This is a genomic window from Brevundimonas intermedia, from assembly GCF_027922165.1.
In the GTDB taxonomy this organism is placed as follows: domain Bacteria; phylum Pseudomonadota; class Alphaproteobacteria; order Caulobacterales; family Caulobacteraceae; genus Brevundimonas; species Brevundimonas intermedia.
Genome location: NZ_BSFD01000004.1, coordinates 100,086 through 126,819, shown reverse-complemented (window position 1 = coordinate 126,819; position 26,734 = coordinate 100,086). Strand labels below are relative to the sequence as shown.

Genomic DNA, 26,734 nt, shown 5'->3' with positions numbered 1-26,734 from the left:
CGGCATGAACGATCAACCGACACCGACCGCCGCCGACAAGCTGAAACAGGCGCTCGCCGCCAAGAAGGCCAAGGCCGGTCACGGGTTCAACGCCCAGGTCGGCGCCAAGGCCGAGGAAAAGACCGTCTCGGCGCGCAATGTCGCTATGGCCCAGCCCGCCTTCCGCAAGGCGTCCAAGCGGGGCTAGTCCCGGACCAAAGGCTGTTGCGCCTGGGGGCGGCCCCCTGTGGCGCCAGGACGCATGGCGGGGCGGGCTCGCGGCGCCTAGGTTGAATGCGCGGAACGGGCCCCTCTGGCGTCGTCGCGAACGGCGAGTGTTCCCCTGCCTCGCCGGGTCGGGACGATGCGATGTCGCACCGTACGGATGCGCCGATGCGAACGGACCGCCCCCCTCGGATCCCTCGCGTCGGCGCCCGTTTCTTGATCCTGTTCCTGATCCGCGTGGAGACCTCATGCCCCTTCTGATGTGCCCGAACGACAATTCCCCGATGCAGACCCTGGATCGCGACGGGGTGCAGTTCGACATGTGCCCCACCTGCCGCGGCGTTTGGCTTGATCGTGGCGAACTGGAAAAGCTGATGGAGTCCGCGGCTCAGGACGGACGGGCCTCAGCGCCCGCGCCACAGGCGCCGCCCCAGTCCTATGCCCCGCCGCCTCAGCCCCAAGCTCAGCCCCAAGCTCAGCCCTGGGGCGGCGGCGCGCGGCCGTACGGGGATGATCGAGGCTATCGCGATGATCGCCGTCGGGACGACGACGATTACCGCTACAAGAAGAAGAAGCGCGACAGCATCTTCGACATCTTCGACTGAGGGTCAGATCTTCAGACCGGCAGCCTGCATCATGGCCTGAAGCGCCGCCTCGCCGGCTGTGGCGTCGCGGATTTCGGGCAGGCGCAGCATCTTGATGGCTTCGCTGCGCGCCCGGTCCGCCGCCGGGCCCAGCGGAGCGGTCTCGCCGGTGATCATCTTCATCAGGGCCGTCAGCTTCTGAACCGGCGTGGCCTGGGCCCGTCCGATCTGGCTCAGCAGGCCGGCGTCCGCCTCCAGCGTTCCGCCCAGGACGCCGATTGCGGTCGAAATTTCTCTCTCGTCGATATCGCCCAGCTGCACGGCGCGCACCGACCTTTGAAGTCGAGCGAGGACGAGCAGTTTCTGCGACACGCTGGGCCCGCCGGGCGTCGTCTGGCGCATCTCGTTTTCCAGCCTAAGGGATGTGACACAGGCGCTTAGCCAGCGCGCCGCCGCCCGTTTGTTGGCGCCGCCGGTGACGTTTTCGCACAGTCGCGTCAGATATTCGGCCTCCGACAGGACCGTCTTGCACTGACTGACATAGGCGGCGACGAAGTCGGGGGTGACCAGGCTCTTTGAGCGGTCAACGAAGGCGTTCTGCACCTCCTCCAGCGTCAGCAGTCGTCCCGCCGCCGCCGTCAGGGCCATGGCGAGGGTCCGCAGGATGTCGATCTCTCCGACCGGGTCATTGGCCCTGAGGCGTCTCTGGCTCGCCAGTTCGCGCGTCACCATCCGGGCGAGCGACGTCGATAGTTTCGGGAAATAGCCGTCCGCCAGACCCTGACCGAGGCGCGCCGCAGGGCCTTCCACCACGGGGGTCATCAGGGCCATCCGGGGGTCCAGGCCGATCAGCCGTTCGACCTCTCGGGGTGCGATCATGCGCACCACGGCGGCCAGACTGGCTCCGTGATCCAGCGAGGGACCGAGAATCTCCGCCAGATTGGACCGGACCGCCAGCATCTCGGACGCGATCTGCTCGACTGCGCCCAGCACCAGGGCGCGAGGCTGGCCGTCCGGCGGGGCGGCCGCGACCATATCCATCAGACAGTCCAACCGCTCGCGCGCCCCCTTGCGATCGGCCAGGCCGTGGGCGATCACGCCGCCCATGACGAAGGTCCGATCCTGGGTCGCGATCAGACGATGGGCCAGGTCGGCGATCGACTGGTTCTTCAACGAAGGGAAAAGGCCTGCCCGGCCGGCCTTGATCAGGCGCGCGACCGACTCCTCGGCGAGCCGCTGGTAGTGGCGCACGACGGCGTGCAAATCCTGTCCGCTGGCCTGGCTTTCCGGCACGGCGACTTTCTGGACGGCGTGCTGAAGCTCCACGCCCGAGGCGTCGAGACGCTCCGCCAGGTCCGGCCGGTGCAGCAGTTCGAACGCCGTCACCCCCTGCCGCTTCAGCCAGTCCTCCAGCACCCGGGCGATCAGGGCCCGCGCATGGGGCGTATAGAGTTCGGCCGGGGCGCTGCAGGCAGGGCGAGCGGCCTCGGTCGGCTTGGGCTTCTTCTTTTCCTCCGGCGCGCCGATCGTCAGGATGGTGAGGCTGTTGAACTCCATCGTGTCCGGGTCCAGCGTCTCCTTTGTGACGCGGGCGGCGGCGGCCAAGCGGTTGGACAGCTGGTCCTCGGCGGTCTCGAGCGCATGTTTGCGGTCCTCGGTCGCGATCAGCAGGGACCAGGACGCCGGAACCGTCCTGCGGATATAGACTTCATAGTGAATCGGACCGGCCATGCGCGGACCCTGGGGGCCAAGCCTTTAAAACGGAGTTTTCAGGGTGAATTTTCCTTGCGCCGACGGAAACCGATCCGTCTATCGTTGAAACCGGCGGCTTGGCGGCCCATCTGCCTTGGCCCTAATGTGACCGTGATCGAACGGTTACGCTTGCCGTGCGTTCTCGTTCGCGGGAACGGGAAGTTCAGGAGAAGACCACTTGGCCAATATCACCCTGGTCGACGACGACGAGAACATTGTGGCGTCCGTCTCGCTGGCGCTGGAAAGCCATGGCCACAAGATCACGGCCTATCACGACGGGGCTTCAGGCCTGGCGGCGCTGGAAAGCACCCCGCCGGACCTGGCCATCCTCGACGTGAAGATGCCGCGCATGGACGGGATGGAGGTGCTGCGCCGCCTGCGCCAGACCTCGCAGATTCCTGTGATCATGCTGACCTCGAAGGATGAGGAGATCGACGAGATCCTCGGCTTCAACCTCGGCGCCGACGACTATATCCACAAGCCCTTCAGCCAGCGGCTGCTGATCGAACGGGTCAAGGCCCTGCTGCGCCGCACCGGCGCCGACGGGATCGAACCTGAGCCCTCGGCCGAAGTCTCGGGCAAGGCGATCAAGCGCGGCAAGCTGAGCATGGACCCGGCCCGGCACGAATCGACCTGGGACGGCAAGCCGGTAAAGCTGACCGTCACCGAGTTCCTGCTGCTGCAGGCCCTGGCCCAGCGCCCGGGTTTCGTGAAGAGCCGCGACAATCTGATGGACGCCGCCTACGACGATCAGGTCTATGTCGACGACCGCACCATCGACAGCCACGTCAAGCGGATGCGCAAGAAGTTCCGCGCCGTGGACAATGAGTTCGACGCGATCGAGACCCTGTATGGCGTCGGCTACCGCTACCGCGAAAGCTGATCATCCCGGCGGGCGCGAGCCCGACGAGGACCCTACCCGCCAGCCGAGGCTTCGCTTCGGCGGGTCGCGGCTGGGCGGGTTTATCCTGGCCCTCAACCTGCTCAGCCTGCTGATCCTGTTCGGCGGCGCCCTGGTGCTGAACGAATGGCGCCAGGGCCTGATCCAGGCCCGTCAGGAATCCTTGACGGTGCAGGCGGAACTGCTCGGCAATGTGCTGGGCGAGCTGGGCATCAGTCGGGGGGTGCCGACGCCCGAGCTCGACGTCGGCCAGGCCGCCAACTGGCTGCGTGACAATTTCGTGCCCAACGGTCAGCGGGTGCGTCTGTACGACATCAACGGCCTGCCGGTCATCGACAGCTATGAGGTGACCGAGAATATTCCCGGCCAGGCCCTGCCGCCGGCGCATCCGGCCGGTTCCCCCCTGCCTGCCGACCAGGCCGAAAAGACCGACCGCGACGCCGAGCACAAGCGACAGGTCGAGGCGGAGGTCGCCGCGGAGGTCGAACGCGCCCTCGCCGGCGAGCCCCAGACCACCGTACGCCGCAACGAGTCCGGCGATCGGGTCGTGTCTGTCTCCATCCCCATCCGCCATGTGCGCCAGGTCCTGGGCGTTCTGACCCTGGAAGCTGGCAACGTCGATGAAATCCTGGACGACCAGCGACGGGCCCTGGTGCCCTTCGCCCTGGTGGCCCTGGCCGTCAATCTGCTGGCGTCGCTGGTGTTGCACCTGTTCGTGGCGCGGCCAATCATGCGGCTGTCTGCGGCGGCCGATCAGGTTAAGCTGCAGCGGGCGCGGGCCATCTCCCTGCCTGATCTGGAAGAGCGCAAGGACGAGATCGGCGATCTGGCGCGGTCGCTGGAATCCATGACTGACACCCTGTCCACGCGGATGGACGCCATCGAGCGGTTCGCCGCCGACGTGTCGCACGAGATCAAGAACCCTTTGACCTCGATCCGCTCGGCTCTCGAAACCCTGCCCCTGGTCAAGACCGACGCCCAGAGGGAGAAGCTGACCAACCTGCTGCAACAGGACGTACGTAGGCTTGACCGGCTGATCACCGACATTTCCAACGCCTCGCGCCTGGACGCGGAGCTGTCGCGTGACCGGCCCCGCCCCATTGATCTGAATAGACTGCTGGCTGATATCGTCAGCGTCTACGAGACGACGGCCCGCCCAGGCGAAATCCCTGTGCGGTTCGAACGCCCTTCCCAGACCCTGAAGGTGGCGGGCCGCGACGGTCCCCTGGGCCAGGTGTTCCGCAATCTGATCGACAATGCCCGATCCTTCAGTCCGGCCGACGGCGAGGTGCGGGTGGTGCTGGAAGAGGTCGAGGGCGATCTGCCGATCCGTGTCCGGGTGGAAGATCAGGGCCCCGGCATACCGCCTGAGAACCTCGAGACCGTATTCGAGCGCTTCTATACGTCGCGGCCGAAGGGGGCGGCCTTCGGGTCCAACTCGGGCCTGGGCCTGTCCATCGTCAAACAGATCGTGGAGGCGCATGGCGGTTTGGTCACGGCGTCCAACCGCACAGGCGACGATGGCCTGGTGATCGGCGCCCGGTTCGAGATCGGCCTGCCTTCCGCCCTCGGGTTCGGGCGCCGGCCATGACGTCCGAACCGCCCGTCCACGCCACTACGGTGGCCGTGCACCACGCCGGGGCCTGGAAGGGGGTGATGATCCTGGGGCCGTCCGGGGCCGGAAAGAGCGACCTGGCCCTGCGGTTGATCGGGCGGGGGTGGCGGCTGGTCAGTGACGACTATACCCAGGTCTGGGCCTCCGGCGGCGCGCTTTACACCACGGCTCCGGCCGTCATCGCGGGCCGTATCGAGGCGCGCGGGGTCGGAATCGTGTCCGTCAGGACACGGTTGACGGCTCGGATCGTCCTAGCCGTCGCCTGCCTGCCCGAGGCCGTCGAACGCCTGCCAGAGCCGCAATCGCGGCGTTTCTCGGGGATAGACCTGCCCCTTCTGGCCCTGGATCCCCGGCCCGCCTCGGCCGTCGACATGGTCGCAGTCGCACTTCAGACGCTTTGAACCCGCGCATAACGGGTCTATGACACCGGCCTTGCGGTCCCAAACGGACGCGTCCGGCCTCCCTGTCGGACACGGGGAAGTCCGGGGATGGTTCGGGGTGGGATGCGAGTGAAGTTCTCATGATTGGCCTTGTTATCGTCACCCACGGGGGACTGGCCTCTGAATTTCTATCGGCGATGGAGCATGTGGTCGGGCCGCAGCGCGGCGTCGCGGCCATCTGTATCGGTCCTGAGGACGATATGGAGCGCCGTCGGCGTGACATCGTCGATGCGGCCGCCGCTGTCGATGACGGCGACGGCGTGATTCTGCTGACCGACATGTTCGGCGGCACCCCGTCCAACCTGGCCATATCGGTGATGGAACAGACCCATGCCGAGGTCATCGCCGGCCTGAACCTGCCCATGCTGATCAAACTGGCCAGCGTGCGGGGGCGCGAGACGCTGGAATCCTGCGTCGCTCATGCGCAGGACGCCGGACGGAAATATATCTCGGTGGCGTCCTGGGTGCTCGCGGGCGAAAAATGACGGTTAAGGCGACGCTGAACATCTGCAACACGCGCGGCCTGCACGCCCGCGCCTCGGCCAAGTTCGTCAAACTGGCTTCCAGCTTCGACAGCGAAATCCATGTCACGCGTGACGGGGTGACGGTAGACGCCCGCTCGATCATGGGCCTGCTGATGCTGGGGGCCGGCATCGGCTGCAGCATTGATGTCGCGGCCGAAGGCGCTGACGCCGAGGAAGCGATCGAGGCCCTGACGGACCTCGTCGCCCGCAAATTCGACGAGGATCAGTAGGCGCTTACAGCCCCAGAGCGCGGCGGATGTCGCGCCAGTCCACATATTTGAAATTCTGGGTGCCGACGTCGTTCACGTCGTCCTGGATCACCACCAGGCCCTCGGGGAAGGGGCCGACCACGCCGCTGGCGGCCGCCAGGCCGTCCGTGCCGGTGACCCCGTCCACGACGCCGTCCACGATCTTGAAGCGGCCCTTGTACTCGGGCGCCGTCCCGTCGATGCGCCAGACCGGGAAGGTCGAGTCGCCCTGGCTGGAGCCGATCAGATAGCGTTTGTCGCCGTCCGTCAGGGTCGTCAGGCCTTCGGCGTCGGCGACAAGAATGTCTTTGGCGATCGGCTGCACCAAGGTGCGCGCCGCGCCGCTCGCCGGATTGAGGCCGTAGCGCCACAGGCCGACGTTTTCCTCGGCGATATAGAGGGCGTCGGTCGCCTCGTCGGCGGCGCAGCCTTCGGAAATCGTGCCGATCTCGGCGCGACGCACCTCGCGCGAGACCGGTTGTCCCGCCGCATCCACGCTCAGCACGAACTGACGCAGTTCGCCCTCATGGCCCACCAGGATCGCATGGATTTCGGCGCCGCGCCGCGCGAAACAGAAGCCATAGGGCTCGATCACGTCGGTGGCGATGGCGCCCCAGGGCCGTACGCCGTTCCCACCGGTTCCTGCTGGATCGAACAGATAGAGGGAGATCCCGGTCTTGCCCGGCGTCCGGTCGCTGGCGCCCAGGACGACTTGCGGCCGCCCCCCGACGCTCAGTCCTTCGGTCAGATCGACATTGTTCAGCAGGCCTTCCGGCATGAACTGCAGGATCTGGCCGTCGAAGCCGTAGATATAGAGGCCGGACTTCTTGTCCGTTCCGGCGATGAAGCCCGGCGTGGTCTTGCCCATCACCGTCACCGGCGAGGCCGAGGCCCAGACGGCGGGATCGTCAGCCGCGTCCTGGCCGGCCGTGCCGACCGACGGGGTTTCCAGCACCGCCTGAACCGGCGCGCCCGGCCCGACGAAGCCTTCGCCTTCGCCCTGGAAATCGACTTCGTGCGTGGCGCAGGCCGTCAGGGCCGCCCCGGACAGGGCCAGAAGGCAGACGGTGGCGGTCAGGGCGCCGGCGCGCTTGATGGACGACTTCATGGGGATCCTCCTCTCCAGGGACGGCTCCCGAGACCACAGGCGCCGTCGGTCGGTCAAGGACGATGACGCCGCAGGCCGGGCGGCTCGGCGAACATTGATCCGCACACATCACACTTGTCGCGCACGCGACTTAAAAGCTCGCACTAGACGTCGTCTATTCGTCATGGACGCGTCGCCGCTCAAGTTTAAGCGCCCAACATTCGTCGAAGGCATAGCCCGACGTCAGGGGATCAAGATCATGAGATTGCAACTGCTCGCGGGCGCGTCGCTCGCGTCCCTCGCTTCGCTGGCCTTCGCCGGCGCGGTTCAGGCCCAGGAAGCCAACGCGGCGCCCGTCACCGCGCTCGAGGAAATCATCGTCACCGGCGAGCCGGCGATGCGGAACCGCACCGACGATGTCGTTCCGACCCTGTCCTATGACCTCGACTATTTCCAGCGCTTCGAGCCGCTGACCGCCGGCGACGCCCTGAAGCGCGTGCCGTCGGTCGCCTTCCTGTCGGACGTGCTGGAGTCCGACGGCGTGCGCCTGCGCGGTCTGGACTCGGGCTACACCCAAATCCTGATCAACGGCGAGCGGGTTCCCGGCGCCGGCGTGGACCGCTCCTTCTTCGTCGATCGCATCCCGGCTGAACTGATCGAGCGCGTCGAGGTCGTTCGTTCATCCTCGGCCAATCGCTCGGGCGACGCCGTCGCCGGCGCGATCAACATCGTCCTGCGCGACGCCCTGTCGCTGGACGGCGGCTATGTTCGGCTGGGCGCGCTGAACTGGAAAGACAGCGAATACGGCTCATGGGGCGGCACCTATGGCGCCGTCTGGGGCGGTCAGGCCGGTCCGGGCCGTCTGCTTCTGGGCGCCAATATCCAGGACCGCCGCAATCCCAAGCAAAAGTACAGCCAGCGGTTCGACGAGCCGAACGGCACCCTCGACAACACTGAGGTGCAGAGTGACGTCCGCGACGGCACTGACTACTCCTTCAACGGTTCATACGACGTCGATGTCGCCGGCGGCCGCCTGAACCTGTCGGGCGTCTTCGTTCGCACGGACCGCTATCAGGACGAGGACTCGATCGAGTACGTCAATGGCGTCGAGACTGACGCCAATATCAGCACGGTGAACGACAACGACGTCGATATCCAGACCGACAACCTGTCGCTGAACCTGCGCTATGTCCGCGAAATGCTGGGCGGCGAGACCAAGTTCAAGCTCGGCTACGCCTCGATCAAGGACGAGCAGTACGAGTTCGAAGGGGAGTCTGAATACCTGCGCTCCGAGGGTACAGGGCGCCCCATCATCCCCTTCCCCGACGAGGATCGCTACACGCTCGATTCGACCAGCACCGATATCACCGACGAGGAAACCTCGCTGGCACTGGAACACAAGCGCGACCTGTCGAACGGCCTCACGCTCGAGTTCGGCGTCCAAGGCGTGAAGAAGGATCGCGACAGCAATATCGCGGATACGACCCGTATCCGTTTCAACGTGCCCAACGCTCCGGCCGCCCGGCCGGCGGTTCCGGCCTTCGGTCCCTTCATCGCGGGTCCCGGCGGCCTGAGCACGATCGAGGAAACCCGCATCGACCCCTATGTCATGCTGTCGGGCGAAAACGGCCCCGCCAAGTGGGAAGCCGGCCTGCGTTACGAGACCACGGACACCACGATCAACGCCAACACCAACCAATCGGGCGATCCTGTCATCTTCCAGCAGACTGAAAACGACTATGCCTTCCTGCTGCCGTCGGCGAGCTTGCGGATCAAGCTGAACGACACCGACCGGCTGACCTTCTCGGCCGCCCGAACCGTTCGCCGTCCGAACTTCGACCGTCTCTCTCCCGCGCTTCTGGAAGAAGAGGTCGGCGACAGCGACTTCGTCGGCAACCCGAACCTGCAGCCGGAATCGGCCTGGGGTGCGGACGTCGGCTTCGAACGTCGCCTGGGCCGTCGCGGCGTCGTTGGCGTCAACGCCTTCTATCGCGACATCACCGACCTGATCGAAGACGTGAACACCGGAGATGAAGGTTCGGGCGGCGACGGCACCTTCATCTACAGCGTCGACAACGTCGGCGACGGCCAAGTCTGGGGCCTGGAGTTCGATCTTTCGACGCCGCTCGACTTCATCGGCATGGAAACGACCGGCGTCTTCCTGAACTACTCCTGGCTCGACAGCGCCGTGGACGACTTCATGGGCGAACGTCGCTTCAACAGCCAGTCGGAATACGTCTTCAACGCCGGCTTCACCCACGACATCTCGACCTGGGGCGCCGCCTTCGGCGCGACCTATCGCAAACAGGGCGACGCCCTGTCTCGGGTCGTTTCGGAAGAGGTGAAGACCAGCTACGGCGCCGACCTCGAGGTCTTCATCGAGAAGAAGGTGGCCGAAAACATCGTCATCCGCCTGACCGGTTCGAACCTGCTCGACTCGTCGAAGGACGAGGTGTTCGACAAGTTCAACACCGAGGCCGAACAGATCGACCGCGACTACGACGAGTATGAACTGGAGACGGAATCGGCCGGCCCCTGGTATCAAATCGTCGCCCGGATGGCCTTCTAAGGTCACTCCAAAGACCATTGACGAAAGGGCCGGACGGCGACGTCCGGCCCTTTTTTCATGCGCGGTGAACAAGTCGCGTCTCAGGCGCTTGACGGCGCCCATGCCGATGTCGTCAGGCTGTTCCCACACTCCCCAATCGTCGGATCGCTGGTTCAGCCCTTGCACAGCAGGGCCGAGAACGGGCGGGCCGCGCCCCAAATTGAGACGGATCGATCGATGTTCCTCGAAGGCGAGGTCAACTGGACGCTGATCTTCGGCATTCTGGCCGTCGTCGGCTATGCCATAGCCGCCGTCGCTCTCTGGTTCGCCGTCACCCACGGCGCCCGCCACGCCAGCGCCACTGATCAGCTCGACCTCGTGCAGAAGGTCGCCGAGTCCTCGGACAAGCGTCTGTTCGAGACCATGAACGCCGTGCCTGTGGCCATGGTCGAGACCGACAGCACCGGCAAGTTCGTCTTCGCCAACCGCGCGGCCCATCAGCTGCTGGGTCGGCGCGACGCCGAATTGCTGGGCCTGCGCTTCCATTCGGCGACCTGGGGCATCACCTTCCCGGACGGCAAGCCCATTCCGGCGGATCTTCTGCCCAGCGCCCGCGCCCTGCGCGGTCAGACGGTGCGGGGCTTCCAGCACCTGATGATGAATGCGGCGACCCGCAAGAAGATGCTGGTCTCGGTCACCGCCATGCCGATCGAGAACGACAGGGGTCAGGTCACCGGCTCCATCGCGGCCATCGTCGAAACCGACGTCCTGACCACCCCGGCGATCGAGCCCGCCCCGCCGCCCCCGCCGCCGCCGGGCCGCGTCAGCCTGGCCGACCGGGTGTTCGACGCCGCGTCCAGCGCCCTGGTCGTGGTCGATACCGAAGGCCGCATCCGCCAGGCCAATCGCACCGCCCTGGTCATGCTGGGGCGCGGCGAAGGCGTGACGGGCTCCGACTTCGCTGATCTGTTCCTGCCGCTGGACCGCCGCACCGAAGGCCGTCAGGCCCTGCGCGCCGCCCTGTCCATCGAGGACGAGAGTCCGGCGCCGATCGAGACGGTCGACGCCGACGGCGCGGGCATCCGCTGGACCCTGCTGACGCTGACCGACGAGACCGACCGGCCGGACGCCATCCTTCTGGCCGGCGCCCCCATGGTGGAGGCCTCGACCGCCCAACCAGTTGTTAGCTTGGCAGAGGCCCAGTCCGATTTGGCGTTGCAAATCGAGGACGCCCCGGACGACTCCGATCCGGTGGCCTCGGCGATCCAGGCGGCCCAGGCCGATTTTGCGCAGCGCGAACGCGAGATCCTGGCGGCCCACAACCAGGCCCTGCTGGATACGATAGCGCAGGCGGAAGAGGCCAAACGCGCGGTCCGCGCCGAACTGGAGGCCGAGCGCCGCATGGCCAATGTCGGACGTCTGGCCGGCGGCGTGACCCATGATTTCAACGCCCTGCTGGGGGTCATGACTTCGGCCCTCGACCTGATGTTGCGCCATGTCGATGAGCCCGAGCGCGTCCGTCGCCTGGGCCAGGCCGCCCTGGCCGCCGGTCAGCGCGGCGAACGCCTGACCCGGCGTCTGAGCGCCTTTTCCCAGGACGAGGACCGGACCAATCTGCAGCGGTTGGATATAGGGGTGCTGCTGTCCGGGCTGGAGACCAAGCTGCGCCTGCTGGCGGGATCGGCCATCGACCTGATGATCGAGACGCCCGCCCAGCCCGCCTTCGCCTTGATCGATCCCGCGGCTTTCGAGGGCGCGGTTCTGGCCCTGACCCGAAACGCGGTCGAAGCCTCGAATGGCGCGGGTTCGGTCGCGGTTCGTCTGGCGGTCCTTCCGGACGGCGGCCTGAAGCTGAGCGTGCGCGATTCCGGCCCGGGCATGGACGCCGACACCCTGAGGCGCGCGGCCGAGCCCTTCTTCACCACCCGTCCCGACGCCGCGGGCCTGGGCCTGTCGCAGGCCTTTGCCTTTGCGCGGCAGTCCGAAGGAGTCCTGGCCATCGACAGCACCCCAGGCGAAGGGGCGGAAGTCTCCGTCACCCTGCCGTCGGAGCGCGATGCCGATGGAGAGCGTGTCGAAAACCGGCCTTCTACGGACGAAACGGCGCCAGAAACCGCGTCCTGAGCGCCGCCGCCCCCTGCAAAGGTCGATTCCGACGCCCCATATGATGCGCGGCGGTTGACCCTTGCCGGGTCGGCGCTAGTGTCCGCCCGCCTGCCCCCACGCGCCAGAAGACCAGAGGATATCATGGCCGAAGCCACCGCTCCCTACGACGTCGTCATCATCGGCGGGGGCCCCGGCGGCTATAACGCCGCGATCCGCGCCGGCCAGCTGGGCCTGAAGGTCGCCTGTGTCGAGATGCGCGCCACCCTGGGCGGCACCTGCCTGAACGTCGGCTGCATGCCGTCCAAGGCTCTGCTGCACGCGTCGGAAATGTTCGACGCCGCCAACAGCGAATTCGCCAAGATCGGCATCGAGGTCCAGCCCAAGCTGAACCTGGGTCAGATGCACAAGTCCAAGGACGACAGCGTCACCGCCCTGACCAAGGGGATCGAATTCCTGTTCAAGAAGAACAAGGCCGACTGGATCAAGGGTCGCGGCAAGATCGTAGGAAAAGGCAAGGTCGAGGTGACCGCCGCCGACGGTTCGGTCCAGACGCTGGACGCCAAGAACATCGTCATCGCCACGGGCTCGGAGCCCACCCCCCTGCCCGGCGTCGCCTTCGAAGACGGCAAGGTGATCGATTCCACCGGCGCCCTGTCGCTGCCGGCCGTGCCGAAGAAGCTGATCGTCATCGGCGCCGGCATCATCGGCCTGGAACTGGGCTCGGTCTGGCGTCGCTTGGGCGCCGAGGTGACGGTGGTCGAGTTCCTGGACCGGATCACGCCGGGCATGGACACCGAGGTCGCCACCGCCTTCCAGCGCACCCTGACCAAACAGGGCATGAGCTTCAAACTTGGCGCCAAGGTCACGGGCGCCAAGTCGGTCAAGGACGGGGTCGAGCTGACGGTTGAACCGTCGGCCGGCGGCGCTGCCGAGACCCTCAAGGGCGACGTCGTCCTGGTCGCCATCGGCCGCCGCCCCTACACCGAGGGCCTGGGTCTGGAGAGCGTCGGCGTCACGCCGGACAAGCGCGGCTTCATCGACCATGACCACTTCAAGGTGGCGGATGGCGTGTGGGTGATCGGCGACGTGACCCACGGCCCGATGCTGGCCCACAAGGCGGAAGAAGACGCCGTGGCCGTGATCGACACCATCGCCGGCAAATACGGCCACGTCGACTACGCCCTGGTCCCCAGCGTGGTCTACACCTTCCCCGAAGTGGCCTGGGTCGGTCAGACCGAGGACCAGTTGAAGGCCGCCGGCGTCGCCTACAAGAAGGGCAAATTCCCCTTCACCGCCAACAGCCGCGCCAAGATCAACCACGAGACCGACGGTTTCGCCAAGGTGCTGGCCGACGCCGCCACCGACAAGGTTCTGGGCGTCCACATCATGGGCCCCCAGGCCGGCGAAATGATCCACGAAGCCGCCATCACCATGAGCTTCGGCGGCGCCTCGGAAGACATCGCCCGCACCTGCCACGCCCACCCGACCCGTTCGGAGGCCGTGCGACAGGCCGCCATGGATGTCGAAGGCTGGATGATGCAGGCCTGATCAGGCGCGACTGGCCAGGCGTCTGAAATGAAAGAGGCCCGCCCGGGGATCGCCGGGCGGGCCTTTTGTCTGGGTCCGGGCGGATAGGGCCTAGGCGGCCCAGGACGTCCGGTCATCCTGCCCATGACCGCCGCGCGCGGTCTCGCCGATACGGAAACGCGACACCAGTTCGGCCAGCTTCTCGGCCTCCTGGCTCAGGGCCTGGTTGGCGGCGGTGGTCTGTTCGACCATGGCGGCGTTCTGCTGGGTCGTCTGGTCCATCTGGTTCACGGCGACGTTGATCTCGGCCAGGCCGACGGCCTGTTCCTTGGCCGAGGCGGCGATATCGGCCGCCAGCTGGTTGATCTCGGCCACCTGGCTGATCAGGGCGGTCAGGGCGCCGCCGGTCTGGGACATCAGCCGGGCGCCTTCGCCGACGCTGGCGCTGGAGGCGGCGATCAGGCCCTTGATCTCTCGCGCGGCGTCGGCCGAGCGTTGCGCCAGGGCGCGCACTTCGGAGGCCACGACGGCGAAGCCGCGACCCGCCTCGCCCGCACGGGCCGCCTCGACGCCCGCGTTTAGAGCCAACAGATTGGTCTGGAACGCGATTTCGTCGATGACGCCGATGATTTCGCTGATCCGGCCCGAGGTGGCCTCGATCTCGCCCATGGCGGCTGTGGTGTCGGCGATGATCTGTTCGCGCGCGTCGGCCCCCCCACGGGCTTGGGCCGTGATGTCGGCCGCCGACTGGGCGCCCTCCGCCGTCTTGCGGACAGTGACGGTGATTTGGTCGAGGGCGGCGGCGGTCTGTTCCAGGGCGGCGGCCTGACGTTCGGTGCGGCGCGACAGGTCGTCGGTGGCGCCTGACACCTCCGTGGTTCCCGCCCGCATGGCGCCGACCAGTTCGATGATGTCGCCCATGGTTCCCGCCAGGGTGTCGACGGCGGCGTTATAATCTTCCTTCAGCTTGCGGCTGCGCTCGGCGAAGGTGACGGTGATGCGGTGGTTCAGGTCGCCGCGCGCCAGGGCCGCCAGCCCGTCGCCCAGGGCCTCGACCACCACGGCGTCTTCTTCGGCCAGACGTTCGCGTTCGGCTTCGCCGGCGGCGCGGGTGGCGCGAGCGGTCTCGCGCATGGCCTCGGTCTCGGCCTCGCTCTCCTTCTGGCGGACGGCGGCGTCGCGGAAGGCGATGACCGCGCGGGAGATCTGGCCGATGTCGTCGCCGCGCGAGACCCAGGGGGCGTCGAAGTCGGTGCGGCCCTGACGCAGGGCTTCCATCCGCTCGCACAGGGCCTTCAGCGGAGAGAACATCCGGCGCGAAACGGCCAGGCAGACCCCGACCACCAGCAGGGCGGCGACCAGACCGCAGGCGAACAGGGCGATCATCACCTGGTTCACCGAGGCCATGAAGTCGACCTTGGGAATGCCGACGTACAGCACGCCTATGGTCTGGCCTGCAGCGTTCTTGATCGGGTCATAGGCGACGAAATAGGGTTTGCCGAGGATTTCCGTCTGGCCGCGATAGGGCTTGCCGGACTTCAGCACGGCGTCATAGACGGGGCCGGGCTTCAGCTTGGTGCCGACGGCGCGCGATCCATCGTCCTTGACCACATTGGTGGTGACCCGAAGATCGTTCAGGAAGACAGTGGCCGTGCCGCCGACCAGGGCCTTGATCCGGTCCACGGGCTCGACGAAGTCGTTCATCGGCGTCGAGCCGACGTACAGTTTACCGTCCCGCGCCGAGAAGCCGTCGCCATAGTCCGCCAGGACGTCCCAGGCGACCCGCATATTGGCCTCTTGCCGCTCTGCGGCATGGGCTTCGGCGTCGCGGGTCAACAGGACGGCGGCCACGGCTGTCAGGACGAGCGTCAGCACGCCGAGGGCGGCGATGACCATCAAGGCCGTCTTGGCCGAAAGGGAGAGCGCGCTGAGTTTCATGGCCGAATCCGCACAGTTCAATCTAACTTAAGACTGATCTTCGGCGAACAGGGTTAAGATTTGGAACCGATAGGTATGAACCCTTACCCGGAAGGGAGCAGGCCCCTCAGCCTGTAGAGGGTCTCCAGCGCATCGCGCGGCGTCAGGGCGTCGGGGTCCACCGCCTGCAAGGCCGCCTCCACCTGCGAAGGGCCGCGCACCGGCTCCGGCTCGGCCACGGCGAACAAGGGCAGGTCGTCCAGTCGCGCTGTCGCGGCCTTCTCGCCTTCCAGTCGCTCGAGCACCGATTTAGCTCGCGCGACGACCGCCAGCGGCACCCCGGCCAGCTTGGCCACCTGCACGCCATAGGATCGGTCCGCGGCCCCCGGCGCCGCTTCGTGCAGGAAGACCAGATCCCCGTTCCATTCCCGGGCAGTCATGGACAGGTTGCAGACGTGGTCCAGCCGCGTCTCCAACTGGGCCAGCTCGTGATAGTGGGTGGCGAACAGGGTGCGCGCGCGGTTGACGTCGTGCAGAGCCTCCGCCGTGGCCCAGGCGATGGCCAGGCCGTCATAGGTCGCCGTGCCGCGCCCGATCTCGTCCAGCACGACGAAACTGCGCGGCGTGGCCTGGGTCAGGATGGCGGCGGTCTCGACCATCTCCATCATGAAGGTGGACCGCCCCCGCGCCAGGTCGTCGCCGGCCCCGACGCGGCTGAACAACCGGTCGACCACGCCCAGCCGCATCGACCGCGCCGGCACGAAGGCCCCGGCCTGGGCCAGGATCACCAGAAGCGCGTTCTGGCGCAGGAAGGTCGACTTACCCGCCATGTTCGGCCCGGTGACGATGGCCAGGCGCGCGCAATCGGATCCGGACCCGTCCAGACGCGCATTGTTGGGGGTATAGGGATCGCCGGCCGCCTTGACCGCCGCCTCGACTACCGGATGCCGCCCGGCCTCGACCGAGAAGACCAGACTGTCGTCCACCACCGGTCGGGTCCCCCCGACGTCTTGCGCCCATTCGGCCAGGGCCGCGTGGGCGTCGAGCTCGGCCAGGGCCTCGGCGACCGCCTGCAGCGGCTGGGCCAGACGGGCGACCTCGCGCCGCCAAGTCTCGAAGATCTCGGCCTCGATGGCCAGGGCGCGATGGCCGGCCTGGCTGATCTTGGCGTCCAGTTCCGACAGTTCGACGGTGGTGAACCGCACCTGGCTGGCCAGGGTCTGGCGGTGGATGAAGGGGCTGTCCGGCCCGGCCCGCAGCAGGCCTTCCGCCGCCTTGGCCGAGGTTTCCAGGAAATAGCCCAGGACGGCGTTGTGCTTGACCTTGAAGGCCACGCCGGATTCCGCGACGGCGCGCGCCTCCAGATCGGCGACCACCCGGCGGCTGTCGTCGCGCAGGGTGCGGGCGGCGTCCAGTTCGGGCCGATAGTCGGGGCGCACGAAGCCGCCGTCGCGCGCCAGATGCGACGGCTCGTCGACCAGGCCCTCGGCAAGGTCCACCATCAGCCGCGACAAGTCCGGCGACAGGATCAGCCGGTCCAAAGCCAGGGCGATGCGGCGCGGCTGACCCGTGATCGGATCCACCTGGCCGATGAACAGGCCCGCGATCCCCTCCGCAATCGACAGGCCCACGCGCACCGCCGCCAGGTCGCGCGGTCCCCCGCGCCCCAGCGCCAGCCGCCCGACCGCCCGCGCCACGTCCGACGAGGCCTTCAGACCGTCGCGCAGATCGCGCCGCAGGTCGCGCCGATCCAGCAGCCATTCGACCGCGTCGAGCTGTTCGTTGATCGCCAGCGGATCGCGCAGCGGCCGCGCGATCCGTTCCGCCAGGGCCCGCGCCCCGCCCGAGGTGACGGTCCGGTCGATACAGGCCAGCAGCGAGCCTTCGCGCTCGCCACGCTGCGTCCGGTCGATCTCCAGACTGGTCCGCGTCGCCGGGTCGATGGCCAGGAAGCCGCTCTCGCCCAGCCGGCGCGGCGGGGCCAGGGCCGGGACCTTGCCGGCCTGGGTCGTCTCCAGATAGGCGGCGATCAGACCCAGGGCCGATATCTCGGCCTCCTCGAAGGCGCCGAAGCCGTCCAGGGCCGCCACGCCGTACAGTCGTTCGACCCGAGCTCGCGCCGCCTGTGGCTCGGCTATAGCGCTGGCCAGGGCCTGGACCACGCCGCCGGACCCGTCCAGGGCGTCCCGTGTGGCCGGGTCGGAATAGATCCGGTCCGTAACCAGCACCTCGGACGGGCGAAACGCCGCCAGGGCCGCGCCCAGATCCTCCAGCGCGCAGGCGACGCTGTCCACGGCGCCAGACGACAGCTCCACCACCGCCACAGCCGCCCGGCCCTTGCGCACCGCGACCGCCGCCAGCCGGTTGGCGCCGCGCGCGTCCAGCAGACTGTCCTCGGTCAGGGTGCCGGGCGTGACCACCCGCACCACGCCGCGATGGACCACGGCCTTGCCGCCGCGCTTCTTGGCCTCGGCGGGATCTTCCAGCTGTTCGCAGATGGCGACCTTGTGGCCCAGGCGGATCAGCCGGGCCAGATAGCCCTCCATGGCGTGAACCGGCACCCCGGCCATGGGAATGTCCTCGCCCTGGTGCTTGCCCCGCTTGGTCAGGGTGATGCCCAGGGCGCCCGCGGCCACCTCGGCGTCCTTGAAGAAAAGCTCGTAGAAATCCCCCATGCGGAAGAAGAGTATGGCGTCCGGCTGTCCGGCCTTGGCCGTCAGATACTGCGCCATGAACGGCGTCGCCCCCTCCAGTGAGGCGGCGACTTCGGGCGAATGTTCGGGGGAGGGAAAAGCGGGCGCGTTCATATGCCGTCAGGGTGACGGATCGCAGCCGACCGCTCAAGCCCGTTCAGCCGCCCTTGCACAAGCTTGTCGCCCCTGCGATAGGCCGCGTCAGGCGGTTAAGGGAACACGGTGAGACACCGTGGCTGTGCCCGCAACTGTAGGCGGCGAGAGCGTCGTCCGTCCGGGGTTCTTCACCTCGGCGCCACTGGGAAACTGGGAAGGCGAGGACGGCGGTTTATGACCCGCAAGCCAGGAGACCTGGCCGCCTATGTCGCTCGTCCGCTGTCCGGGACCAGACAGAGGCGCGGGGACTTCTCGTCGCAGCGACCCGATCTTGCGCCGTCCGGACCTTTCAGGCCCGGCGGATCGGCTCGCTCATACCGGTTCCTCGCGCGCACTCGCGGAGCCGACATCGGGGATTTCCGCTCAATGAAGCGCTCCATTCTTCTCTCTACGGCGGCTATGGCCGCCGCCTTCGCCGCACCCGCCCTGGCGGCCGACGACGCGACTTCGCTGGACGACGTCGTCGTCACCGCCACTCGTCTGCCCGCCATCGTCGCCGACACGCCCGGCGCACGCGTCATCGACTCCAACACCATCGAACAGCGCGGCGCCGTCTTCGCCGCCGACATCCTGTCGGACGTCCCCGGGCTGTCCGTGACCCGTTCAGGGGCCTTTGGAGGCGTCGCCCAGGTCCGCATGCGCGGCGCCACGCCGGGCAAGACCCTGGTTCTGGTCGACGGCGTCTCGGTCAACGACCCGGCCGAGATCAATGGCGCCTATGATTTTTCCGGCTTCGACCTGGGCGACGTCGCCCGGATTGAGGTCCTGTCGGGCCCGCAGTCGTCGCTGTGGGGGTCTGACGCCATCGGCGGCGTGATCGCCTTCACCACCAAGGAGATCGACGGCCTGCGCGCCGAGGCTGAGGCCGGCAGTTTCGACACCGTGCGCGGTCGCCTGGCCGCCGGCGTCGCCAATGAGACCTACGCCGTAAGCGCCTATGTCTCGCACTTCGACACGGACGGGATTTCCGCCGCCGACGAAGCCGACGGCAATTCAGAGGCCGACGGCTTCACCAACACCACCGTCGGTCTGAAGGGACGTTACGCCGTCTCCGACACGGTCAAGTTCGACGGCTCGGCCCGATGGTCCAAGAGCGAGGCCGATCTGGACGGCTTCCCGGCCCCGACCTACGCCCTGGCCGACACCGACGACACCCAGGAGTCCGAACAATGGGCCGGATTCGGCCGCGCCAGCCTGACGGCCCTGGGCCTGAAACATCAGTTCAGCGTCTCGGCCTCCAACATCGAACGCACCTCGTACAGCGGCGGCTTCGGCTCGACCTTCAGCGGCGACCGTCAGGCCTATCGCTGGCAGGCGGACGGCGCGGCGCGAGGCGTGACCTATGCCTTCGGCGCTGAACGCGAGGAATCCTCGGCCGACCTGTCCTCGGGCGAGGCGCGCGATCTGGCGACGACCTCGGTCTTCGGCGTGGCCAAATACGACATCGGCGCCCTGAACCTGACCGGCGGGCTTCGTTACGACGACACCGACGACTTCGGCTCGAAGACCACCGGCAGGATTTCGGCGGCCTATGATCTGGCCGGCGGCTTCATCCTGTCCGGCGCCTATGGCACGGGTTTCAAGGCCCCGACCGTCAGCCAGGCCGTCTGCGACTACTGCTACGCGCCTCTGCCCTGGCCGGAACTGAAGCCGGAAACCGCTGACAGCGTCGAGATCGCACTGGGCTGGGCCTCGGCCGATGGCCGTTTCGACGGTCGCGCGACCGTCTACCGCCTGAACGTGGACGACCAGATCACCTATTCCGCCGGTCGCTACATCAATGTCGCCAAGACCCGTTCCGACGGGGTCGAGCTGGAAGGCCGCGCTCAACTCTGGGCCGGATTCGACCTAACCCTGGCCTATGCCTGGACCGACGCCGAGGACCGCACGACGGGCGCCCGCCTGCTGCGCGTGCCTGAACATGCCGGTTCGGCGACCCTGGGCTGGACGGGGGATCGGCTTTCGGGCGCCCTGACCGTCCGCGCCGAGGGCGACCAGGATGACTCCGGCGGCGTGCGCGAAAGCTTCGTCACCGCGAATCTGAACGCGGCTTATCAGCTGACGGACAAGGTCACGCTGACGGCCCGGATCGAGAACCTGGCCGACGAGCAGTATCAGCAGGTGCTGGGCTACGGCGAACCCGGCCGCTCGGCCTATGTCGGGGTCAGGCTGCGCTACTGATCCGCGCGCGGGCGTCGGCGGCGAAGGCCGCCGGCGCCTCGAGCGCCAGTTCCGACCAGTTCAGATCGGGGCTGGGCGCGTGGGCGGCGGCCAGGATGGCGCGCAGCTCGGCGGCCGAGGCGACGCTGGCCACCACACGATCCACAGCCTTCAGTGAAAAGGCGTAGGCCAGGGCCGCCTGCATCGGGTCGCAACGCCGTTCCGCCAAACGCCGACGCGTCCGCGACAGGACCTGAGCATAGTTGGCCAGATGCGAGGGCAGGTCGTCCCCGCCCGAGAACAGCAGGCCGCCGGCGAAGACGGAAGCCAGATGGACTTGGGCGCCGACGGATTTGAGCTCGTCCAGAACCCCCTCTGCCGCCGCGCGCTGATCCAGAAGATTGCACGAGACCTGGACCACATCGGCCTCGAGACGTCGCGCCAGCAGGGCGGGCCCGTCCTCGATCGTGGCGCAGAAGCCGATGCTGCGGAACAGGCCGCGATCCTTCAAGGATTGAAGACGATCCCACAGGGCGCGGCCTTCGGCCCCGGCCAGATCGGCCGCGTTGTCGACCAGCAAGGCCTCGCCGCGCGGCAGGCCCAGTCGTTCCAGCGACCGGCGCGCCCGGGCTTCGACCCGGTCCAGGCCTTCATTCAGGGACACGGTGCGCACCGTGACACGGAAGGGCGAGGGGAAGGGCCAGGCCTGGCCGAGCAGGCGTTCGCCGTCGCCCCCGGGACGGGTCGCGATCATTCGCACGCCGGCGTCGGATCCGGTCTGCAGCAGGAAGCGCATCGCGTCTTCGCGCGCGCCGGTCTGGCTGTTCAACAGGGAATTGAGCGGGCGCTGAGGCTCGGTCACCACGGCGAGAGCCAGGCGATCAATGGGCGAGGGCGCCGAAGGGGTGGCGGAGGAATGCGTCACATTCCTATCTTGCCCCCCAATACTTAAGGGAGGCTGAGCAAGACCTTACGCGAACCTTACTTATCCACCGCCGATATCCCGGATCAGGCGTCGGCGTCGGGTTGTCGGTCCGGGTCGGCGGCCTGAAAGGCCGGATGCGCCAAGGCGCGGGTTTCGACCGCCAGAAGCCTCGGCCAGGCGGCCAGATCCATATTGAACCGTCGCGCCGAATAGAGCTGCGGGATCAGATAGCAATCGACCAGGCCGGGCGCGTCGCCGAAGCACCAGCCCTCGCCGTGGCGCGCCACCAACGTCTCCAGGGCCGTGAATCCCGGCGTGATCCACCGCGCGGCCCAGGCGTCGACGGTCGCCTGATCGGCGCCGAAGTCTCCGCGCAAGGACTTCAGCACCCGCAGATTGTTCAGCGGATGGATGTCGCACCCGATCAGGGCCGCCATGGCCCGCACATGCGCGCGGTCCGTCGCTTCTTTCGGCAGCAGCGCCGGTTCGGGATGGGTCTCTTCCAGCCATTCCAGAATGGCGGGGCTCTGGGTCACGATAAGGTCGCCGTCCTGAAGCGCCGGCACCATGCCCTGGGGGTTCAGCGCCAGATAGTCGGGCGCCTTTTGCTCTCCTTGGCGCAGGTCATGGGCCGCCGTTTCATAGGTCAGGCCCTTCAGTCCCAGGGCGATGCGGACCCGATAGCTTGCGCCTGACCGCCAATAGCCGTGCAGGATCATCAGACTATCTCGAAGCTCAGGGGCTCCAGCCCGTCGATCGTCACCACGACCCGATCCCCGCGCGTCAACGGACCGACGCCCGACGGCGTGCCGGTGAAGATCAGGTCTCCGGCCTGAAGCGACCACAGCTTGCCCGCCTCTTCGACGATCCGCTCAGGATTCAGGATCATGTCGTCCAGGGTGCTGGACTGTCTTGTCTCGCCATTGACCGTCAGGGCGATGGTCCCCGCCGGGTTCGGCAGGGCGCCCAGGGTCAGGGCGCCGCAGGGGGCCGACTGATCGAACCCCTTGGCCGCGTCCCAGGGACGGCCCGCCGTCTTCGCCTCGGCCTGCAGGTCGCGGCGGGTCAGGTCGCAGCCGACCGCCCAGCCCACGATCCGCCCGCCCTCGCCGATGGCGGCGACCAGTTCGGCCTCGAAATGCAGATTCGCCGTCGCGGACGGATAGGCGGGATCGGCGCCGTCCGAGACCAGGGCGTCGCCCGGCTTGGAAAAGAAGAAGGGCGACTGCTTGTCCGGGTCTGAGCCCATTTCCCGCGCATGGGCGGCGTAGTTCTGGCCCACGCACAGGATGCGGCGGACCGGGAAACGCCGGTCGTCGCCGGTGATCGGCAGGCTGGGGACAGGGCGGGGCGCGAACAGGAAGTCGGTCATGGGCGCAATCTAATGCGGCGGATCGTCCCTGACGAGGCCGACCGGCCCATAAGGCCTTATGGATCGACGGGAACTTCGCCCCCGGTGTAGCGTTCGCAAACGGGGTCCCCTATTCTAACGCCAAGCTTGAAAACCGGAGCGCGCACCATGGCCACCACCAAGGCTAGAGAAGACATCAAGGCCGACCTGAAGACCCTCAAGGAGGATCTGAAGACCGGCGCCCGCGAGGAAACCCAACGCCTGCGCGAGAAGGCCGAAGAGGCCGAGGCCAAGCTGCGCGCCAAGGGCGAGGAAGTGCGCGAACAGGCGCGCGGCTATTACGACACCGCCCGGGTGCGCGGGCGTGAATATTATGACGACGCCGCCGAACGCCTGGACGAGGCTCAACGCTACATCGTCGAACGCGTTCAAGAACGTCCGGTCCAGTCGACCGCCATCGCCCTGGGCGTCGGCGTCGTGCTCGGCCTGCTGCTGGCCGGCCGCCACCGCTGATGTTCAAGGGCATCGTCAAACGGATCGTGGCGACCAGCGTGGTCGCCGCGAGCGTATTCCTGGCTGTGGTGTTTCTCGGCGTGGCCGTCTTCTACGCCATCAGCCTGATCACCACGCCTCTGGGCGCGGCCGCCATCACCTTCGGCCTGTTCGCCTTGGTCGCCCTGATCGTCGCCTTGATCTTCCTGAAGGGCGACAGTGATGGCGACGAGGAAGAGGAGGATGCGCCGGACGGTCTGGTCGGCAAGCTGATCCACATTGTGCGCGAACGCCCGATAATCGGCGCAGTGGGCGGCCTGGGCGCGGCCTTCCTGCTGCTGCGCAATCCCGCGCTCGCCGCCATCGTCGCCAGCATGGTGGCGGAGCGCAAGATGGACCAGGGCGGCTACGCCAAACGGCGCCGTCGGCGCTGAGGTTTATCCATCCTGCAACGGAACGCCCTGCGTCCGTGATCGTTGATCTGCCGACGGGACGAACGGTCGCAAGGCCGCCGTCGGCAACATCAACGCAGGAGAGCTAAACCCATGATTCGCTGGGCAATTATCTTCCTGGTCGTGGCCTTGATCGCAGCCGTTCTCGGCTTCGGCGGCATCGCGAACTTCTCGTTCGAGATCGCCAAATTCATCGCCGTGATCGCCATCATCCTGTTCGTCATCGCCCTTGTGGCCGGCGGACTGCGCGGGCGCGGCGCTCCCCGATTATAGGGGCGTCCATCCGACAAGACCAAAGGGCCGGAACGCGAGTTCCGGCCCTTTTTCATTTTAAACCCGCTGATGACGAGCGGATCTCAAACCGCCGCCTTCTCCAGCGCGCCAGGCGTATTGGGGCTCGGCGCGGTGGCGGCCTTGCGGGTGTCCTGGCGGCGCGGCAGGCGCCAGATCTGCTGCGAACTATAGGCCTGACCATCCCACGCCAGGGCGGTGACGGTGATGGTCCTGTCGTCCCAGTCCACCTGGTTGAACCCGGGCGGGGACCCCCGTTCGCGATGCGACAGGGTTCCGCAGCCGACCGCGTAGGAACACCGGTCCGCCAGGTCGATCGGCAGGGCGAAGGGGACATGGACATGCCCTGTCATGATCAGATCCACACCCGCCTCGGCGAAGATCAGGGCCGCCTCGTCTCCGCGCTTGACCTCCCCCGTCATCGGGGCGCCGATCATCTCGATCAGGGGGTGATGGCAGGCGAGGATGCGCAGGGCGCCGATCGGCGCCTGACGCAGGGCCTCGGCCGCGCGCCGGGTCTGGTCCAGGTCGATGACGCCCTTGGACCAGTTCGGCCGCGCCTGCCAGCCGCGCGCTGTGACGACGCCGCGCACCATCACCGTGTCGTTGCAGAACTGGCCGTCGTGGGCGGGAAAACCGGTCGCCGTCTCGAATGCGTGCCACGGGTGGAACAGCCGGGCGACAGGGCTCCAATAGGGGACGTCATGATTGCCGACGATGACGAAGCGTGGCTCGGGCATGGCCCGCATCCATTCGCCCGCCGCCCGGAACTCGGCCGGATAGCCCTTCTGGGTGATGTCGCCGGTGATCAGCACCAGATCATTGGTCGTGGCGTGGGCGTATTCCAGAGCCGCCGCCACCGCCCCCTTGTGCTCACAGCCGAAATGGACGTCGGAAAACTGAAGAACCCGCCCCATTACAGACTGTCCTCGGCCGCCGGGGGTCGAGGCGCGAGGGCGCGGAACGCCTTGGGTATGAATCGCACGGTCGCCTCGGATTTCAGCAGAACGGGTTCGCCGTCTATCACGGCCGGTATCCGGGAGCGGGCTCGAACATCGATCCGTTTGGCGGCGCGGGTCGAAACCGCCGGATCATGGCGCCAGTCGCTGAACAGGGCGTTGGCGGCCAGACGGAAGGCCTGGCTGGCGTCGGACGGGTCCATCGCCGCCGCCTCCAGCCCGTTCGGCTCTTCCATGGCCTTGGAGATCATCGGGCTGATCAGCACCAGGGCCTCGGCCCGGCGTCGGGGGCCGCCGTCCAGACTGAACCTCAACCGACCGGTGAAGGCCCGTTTCAGCGCCCGCCGCGCATAGGCCCAGGCCAGTTTGACCTTGCCGGTCCGCATAGCCTCGCGCGCCGGCGCCCACAGGGCCGGCGACCCCAGTATGGCCGCGCAATAGAAATATTCGCCCTCGACCTCGCCGCCCGAGACGACCTGGGGCGCGCCCTCTTCCAGGGCGCGGCGTAGCGCCAGCTTCCAGTCGGCCGTGCCGTAAAGGGCTTTGGGGAGCATGTTCATCGTCCCGCCCGGCAGGGGGGCGATCATCGGCCCGTTCGGCTTCGCCTTCGACGCCACCGACCGCGCCGTTCCGTCGCCCGCCAGGACGAAGATGACGTCCGCCGACGCCGCGAAGGCCTCGGCGATGGCCTGATCGAAATTGCCGCCGTCCAGGACCACCACCTGGCTTTCCAGATCATAGTCCGCCAGCGTCGCCTCCGCCTCGGCGGCGGCGCGCGGGCCCACGCTGCCGGACAAAGGATTGACCAGCATGACCACCCGTTTCAGCGGCGCATGAGGCGTCAGGACGTGCAAGGGCGCGCCCTGCGGTTGGCCGATGCCGGCCTCGGGTTCGGGACTGACGATATCGGTCATGGCGCCCAAACGCTCGGCGCGCGCGCCCGTTCCCTAAAGCTTGGCTATTGCTTCAGTTCGTCGCGGGCGGTCGCCGCGCCCGTCTCGAGCGCATCGCCGGTCTTGGTCGCGGCCTGGCCTGCCTTGTCGGCTGCGACATCGGCGGCCTCAGGAGCGCGCCCCGCCAGTTTCCGGGCTTCGGTCCAGCCGGTTGCGATCCAGCCGTCCACCATCCGGCCTGCGGCCTCGACCGACCGTTCCTTGATCGACAGCACCAGGGTCAAGACGCCGATCAGGGCCAGCAGCGTCACCAGCACATTGATCAGCGGGGCGGCCGAGGCTTTTTTCTTCTTGCGCCGCGTCCAGAGCGGACCTTCGGCGCCGTCAACAGCGCGCACCATCTTTGAAAACCGCATAATTTCCCCCACGCGATCGAGCCAGGCCCGAAAATGAAGCTTAACGCCTTCTGCAGAACAACGATAGACACGGGAACCGGAGCCGTATTCCAGCGTTCTCGCCTTCGGGGCGAACCCAGATAGAGGATTTTATCATGAACAAGGCCATCATCGCGATCGCCGGGGCCGGCCTTCTGGCCTCGGCCTGCGCCAGCGACCCTTACGGCAATTCGAACCAGACGGTCCGCCAGGGCGCCATCGGCGCCGGCCTCGGCGCCGTCGCAGGCGCTGTCATCGGCAACAATGTCGGCGGCGGCAACGCGGCCACCGGCGCCCTCATCGGCGGCGCCCTGGGCGGCGCAGCCGGCGCGATCCGCGGCTCGGCCCAGGACCGCAACAACCAGCAGCGTTACCGCGACAGCCAAGGTCGCACCTACTACTGCTACGATAACCGCCAGGACGAATGCTACTGGGACAACGGCCAACGCCGTTACTGATCGACCAAGCTCGGCGG

At 67.4% G+C, this 26,734-nt stretch carries 25 protein-coding genes and 1 riboswitch; of the genes, 15 read left to right on the top strand and 10 right to left on the bottom strand.

The window, feature by feature from the left end; translation table 11 throughout:
- Positions 1-4 precede the first annotated feature (4 nt).
- Together PKE72_RS08750 and PKE72_RS08745 are read left to right on the top strand one after the other, a co-directional pair.
- The gene (locus tag PKE72_RS08750; RefSeq protein ID WP_271164995.1) at positions 5-187 is read left to right on the top strand and encodes a hypothetical protein; all 183 of its coding nucleotides are present in this window, start codon (positions 5-7) and stop codon (positions 185-187) included.
- A 265-nt stretch (positions 188-452) separates the two neighbouring features.
- Entirely contained in the window at positions 453-809 is a 357-nt protein-coding gene (locus PKE72_RS08745) for a TFIIB-type zinc ribbon-containing protein (protein WP_271164994.1), read from the top strand.
- A gap of 3 nt (positions 810-812) precedes the next feature.
- Here PKE72_RS08745 and PKE72_RS08740 read toward each other — a convergent pair whose 3' ends face one another.
- Positions 813-2,519: a hypothetical protein gene (locus tag PKE72_RS08740; RefSeq protein ID WP_271164993.1), complete on the bottom strand. Its 1,707-nt coding sequence runs from the start codon at positions 2,517-2,519 to the stop codon at positions 813-815.
- Between the two features lie 199 nt (positions 2,520-2,718).
- Here PKE72_RS08740 and chvI point away from each other — a divergent pair, with 199 nt between their 5' ends.
- From chvI to PKE72_RS08715, 5 genes are all read left to right on the top strand, one after another.
- Positions 2,719-3,423 carry a two-component response regulator ChvI gene (gene chvI, locus PKE72_RS08735; protein ID WP_271164992.1) on the top strand — a complete coding sequence of 235 codons (705 nt, stop codon included), beginning with the start codon at positions 2,719-2,721 and terminating at the stop codon, positions 3,421-3,423.
- The gene (gene chvG, locus PKE72_RS08730; RefSeq protein WP_271164991.1) at positions 3,392-5,032 is read left to right on the top strand and encodes a two-component sensor histidine kinase ChvG; all 1,641 of its coding nucleotides are present in this window, start codon (positions 3,392-3,394) and stop codon (positions 5,030-5,032) included. Before chvI ends, chvG begins: the two co-directional genes overlap by 32 nt.
- Complete coding sequence (locus PKE72_RS08725) at positions 5,029-5,457, top strand: HPr kinase/phosphorylase (RefSeq protein WP_271164990.1); 429 nt, start codon at positions 5,029-5,031, stop codon at positions 5,455-5,457. The genes chvG and PKE72_RS08725 overlap by 4 nt, the downstream gene beginning before the upstream one ends.
- A 119-nt stretch (positions 5,458-5,576) precedes the next feature.
- A complete protein-coding gene (locus PKE72_RS08720) occupies positions 5,577-5,981 on the top strand; it encodes a PTS sugar transporter subunit IIA (protein WP_135193946.1) in 405 nt (134 codons plus the stop codon).
- Positions 5,978-6,250, top strand: coding sequence for an HPr family phosphocarrier protein (locus PKE72_RS08715; RefSeq protein ID WP_271164989.1), 273 nt, complete (start codon positions 5,978-5,980; stop codon positions 6,248-6,250). Before PKE72_RS08720 ends, PKE72_RS08715 begins: the two co-directional genes overlap by 4 nt.
- A 4-nt stretch (positions 6,251-6,254) precedes the next feature.
- Here PKE72_RS08715 and PKE72_RS08710 read toward each other — a convergent pair whose 3' ends face one another.
- Entirely contained in the window at positions 6,255-7,376 is a 1,122-nt protein-coding gene (locus PKE72_RS08710) for a phytase (protein ID WP_271164988.1), read from the bottom strand.
- Between the two features lie 238 nt (positions 7,377-7,614).
- Between PKE72_RS08710 and PKE72_RS08705 the strand changes: the two genes are divergently transcribed.
- The 3 genes from PKE72_RS08705 (at position 7,615) to lpdA (ending at position 13,557) form a co-directional block, all read left to right on the top strand.
- Positions 7,615-9,924 (top strand): TonB-dependent receptor plug domain-containing protein, encoded by a 2,310-nt coding sequence (locus PKE72_RS08705; RefSeq protein WP_271164987.1) that lies wholly within the window; start codon positions 7,615-7,617, stop codon positions 9,922-9,924.
- A 216-nt stretch (positions 9,925-10,140) separates the two neighbouring features.
- Positions 10,141-12,027 carry a PAS domain-containing sensor histidine kinase gene (locus PKE72_RS08700; protein ID WP_271164986.1) on the top strand — a complete coding sequence of 629 codons (1,887 nt, stop codon included), beginning with the start codon at positions 10,141-10,143 and terminating at the stop codon, positions 12,025-12,027.
- 123 nt (positions 12,028-12,150) lie between these two features.
- On the top strand, positions 12,151-13,557 hold the full coding sequence (lpdA, locus tag PKE72_RS08695) for a dihydrolipoyl dehydrogenase (protein WP_271164985.1): 1,407 nt from the start codon (positions 12,151-12,153) through the stop codon (positions 13,555-13,557).
- A 90-nt stretch (positions 13,558-13,647) separates the two neighbouring features.
- Here the strand turns inward: lpdA and PKE72_RS08690 are convergent, their stop codons facing one another.
- Positions 13,648-15,474, bottom strand: coding sequence for a methyl-accepting chemotaxis protein (locus PKE72_RS08690; protein ID WP_271164984.1), 1,827 nt, complete (start codon positions 15,472-15,474; stop codon positions 13,648-13,650).
- An 83-nt stretch (positions 15,475-15,557) separates the two neighbouring features.
- Positions 15,558-18,260 carry a DNA mismatch repair protein MutS gene (mutS, locus tag PKE72_RS08685; protein WP_271164983.1) on the bottom strand — a complete coding sequence of 901 codons (2,703 nt, stop codon included), beginning with the start codon at positions 18,258-18,260 and terminating at the stop codon, positions 15,558-15,560.
- A gap of 76 nt (positions 18,261-18,336) precedes the next feature.
- Positions 18,337-18,519: riboswitch (cobalamin riboswitch) on the top strand.
- Between the two features lie 149 nt (positions 18,520-18,668).
- On the opposite strand from mutS, the gene PKE72_RS08680 reads away from it, so the two are divergent.
- Positions 18,669-20,483, top strand: coding sequence for a TonB-dependent receptor plug domain-containing protein (locus PKE72_RS08680; protein ID WP_271164982.1), 1,815 nt, complete (start codon positions 18,669-18,671; stop codon positions 20,481-20,483).
- Here the strand turns inward: PKE72_RS08680 and PKE72_RS08675 are convergent.
- The 3 genes from PKE72_RS08675 to PKE72_RS08665 form a co-directional block, all read right to left on the bottom strand.
- Entirely contained in the window at positions 20,467-21,387 is a 921-nt protein-coding gene (locus tag PKE72_RS08675; protein ID WP_271164981.1) for an aldo/keto reductase, read from the bottom strand. The two genes, PKE72_RS08680 and PKE72_RS08675, sit on opposite strands and share 17 nt — an antisense overlap.
- Before the next feature lie 83 nt (positions 21,388-21,470).
- Entirely contained in the window at positions 21,471-22,106 is a 636-nt protein-coding gene (gene maiA / locus PKE72_RS08670; protein WP_271164980.1) for a maleylacetoacetate isomerase, read from the bottom strand.
- Positions 22,106-22,759 (bottom strand): fumarylacetoacetate hydrolase family protein, encoded by a 654-nt coding sequence (locus tag PKE72_RS08665; RefSeq protein WP_271164979.1) that lies wholly within the window; start codon positions 22,757-22,759, stop codon positions 22,106-22,108. Before PKE72_RS08665 ends, maiA begins: the two co-directional genes overlap by 1 nt.
- Before the next feature lie 147 nt (positions 22,760-22,906).
- On the opposite strand from PKE72_RS08665, the gene PKE72_RS08660 reads away from it, so the two are divergent.
- From PKE72_RS08660 to PKE72_RS08650, 3 genes are all read left to right on the top strand, one after another.
- The gene (locus PKE72_RS08660) at positions 22,907-23,251 is read left to right on the top strand and encodes a glycine zipper domain-containing protein (RefSeq protein ID WP_271164978.1); all 345 of its coding nucleotides are present in this window, start codon (positions 22,907-22,909) and stop codon (positions 23,249-23,251) included.
- Positions 23,251-23,664 (top strand): hypothetical protein, encoded by a 414-nt coding sequence (locus tag PKE72_RS08655; protein WP_271164977.1) that lies wholly within the window; start codon positions 23,251-23,253, stop codon positions 23,662-23,664. The genes PKE72_RS08660 and PKE72_RS08655 overlap by 1 nt, the downstream gene beginning before the upstream one ends.
- A gap of 111 nt (positions 23,665-23,775) precedes the next feature.
- A complete protein-coding gene (locus PKE72_RS08650; protein WP_008262305.1) occupies positions 23,776-23,955 on the top strand; it encodes a DUF1328 domain-containing protein in 180 nt (59 codons plus the stop codon).
- A gap of 83 nt (positions 23,956-24,038) precedes the next feature.
- Here PKE72_RS08650 and PKE72_RS08645 read toward each other — a convergent pair whose 3' ends face one another.
- The 3 genes from PKE72_RS08645 to PKE72_RS08635 are packed head-to-tail and all read right to left on the bottom strand — an operon-like array spanning position 24,039 to position 26,226.
- Positions 24,039-24,890: a metallophosphoesterase family protein gene (locus PKE72_RS08645; RefSeq protein WP_271164976.1), complete on the bottom strand. Its 852-nt coding sequence runs from the start codon at positions 24,888-24,890 to the stop codon at positions 24,039-24,041.
- Positions 24,890-25,846: a diacylglycerol/lipid kinase family protein gene (locus PKE72_RS08640; RefSeq protein ID WP_271164975.1), complete on the bottom strand. Its 957-nt coding sequence runs from the start codon at positions 25,844-25,846 to the stop codon at positions 24,890-24,892. Before PKE72_RS08640 ends, PKE72_RS08645 begins: the two co-directional genes overlap by 1 nt.
- Before the next feature lie 44 nt (positions 25,847-25,890).
- Positions 25,891-26,226, bottom strand: coding sequence for a hypothetical protein (locus tag PKE72_RS08635; RefSeq protein WP_271164974.1), 336 nt, complete (start codon positions 26,224-26,226; stop codon positions 25,891-25,893).
- A gap of 149 nt (positions 26,227-26,375) precedes the next feature.
- Here PKE72_RS08635 and PKE72_RS08630 point away from each other — a divergent pair, with 149 nt between their 5' ends.
- Positions 26,376-26,717 carry a YMGG-like glycine zipper-containing protein gene (locus PKE72_RS08630; RefSeq protein WP_271164973.1) on the top strand — a complete coding sequence of 114 codons (342 nt, stop codon included), beginning with the start codon at positions 26,376-26,378 and terminating at the stop codon, positions 26,715-26,717.
- Positions 26,718-26,734: the final 17 nt, after the last annotated feature.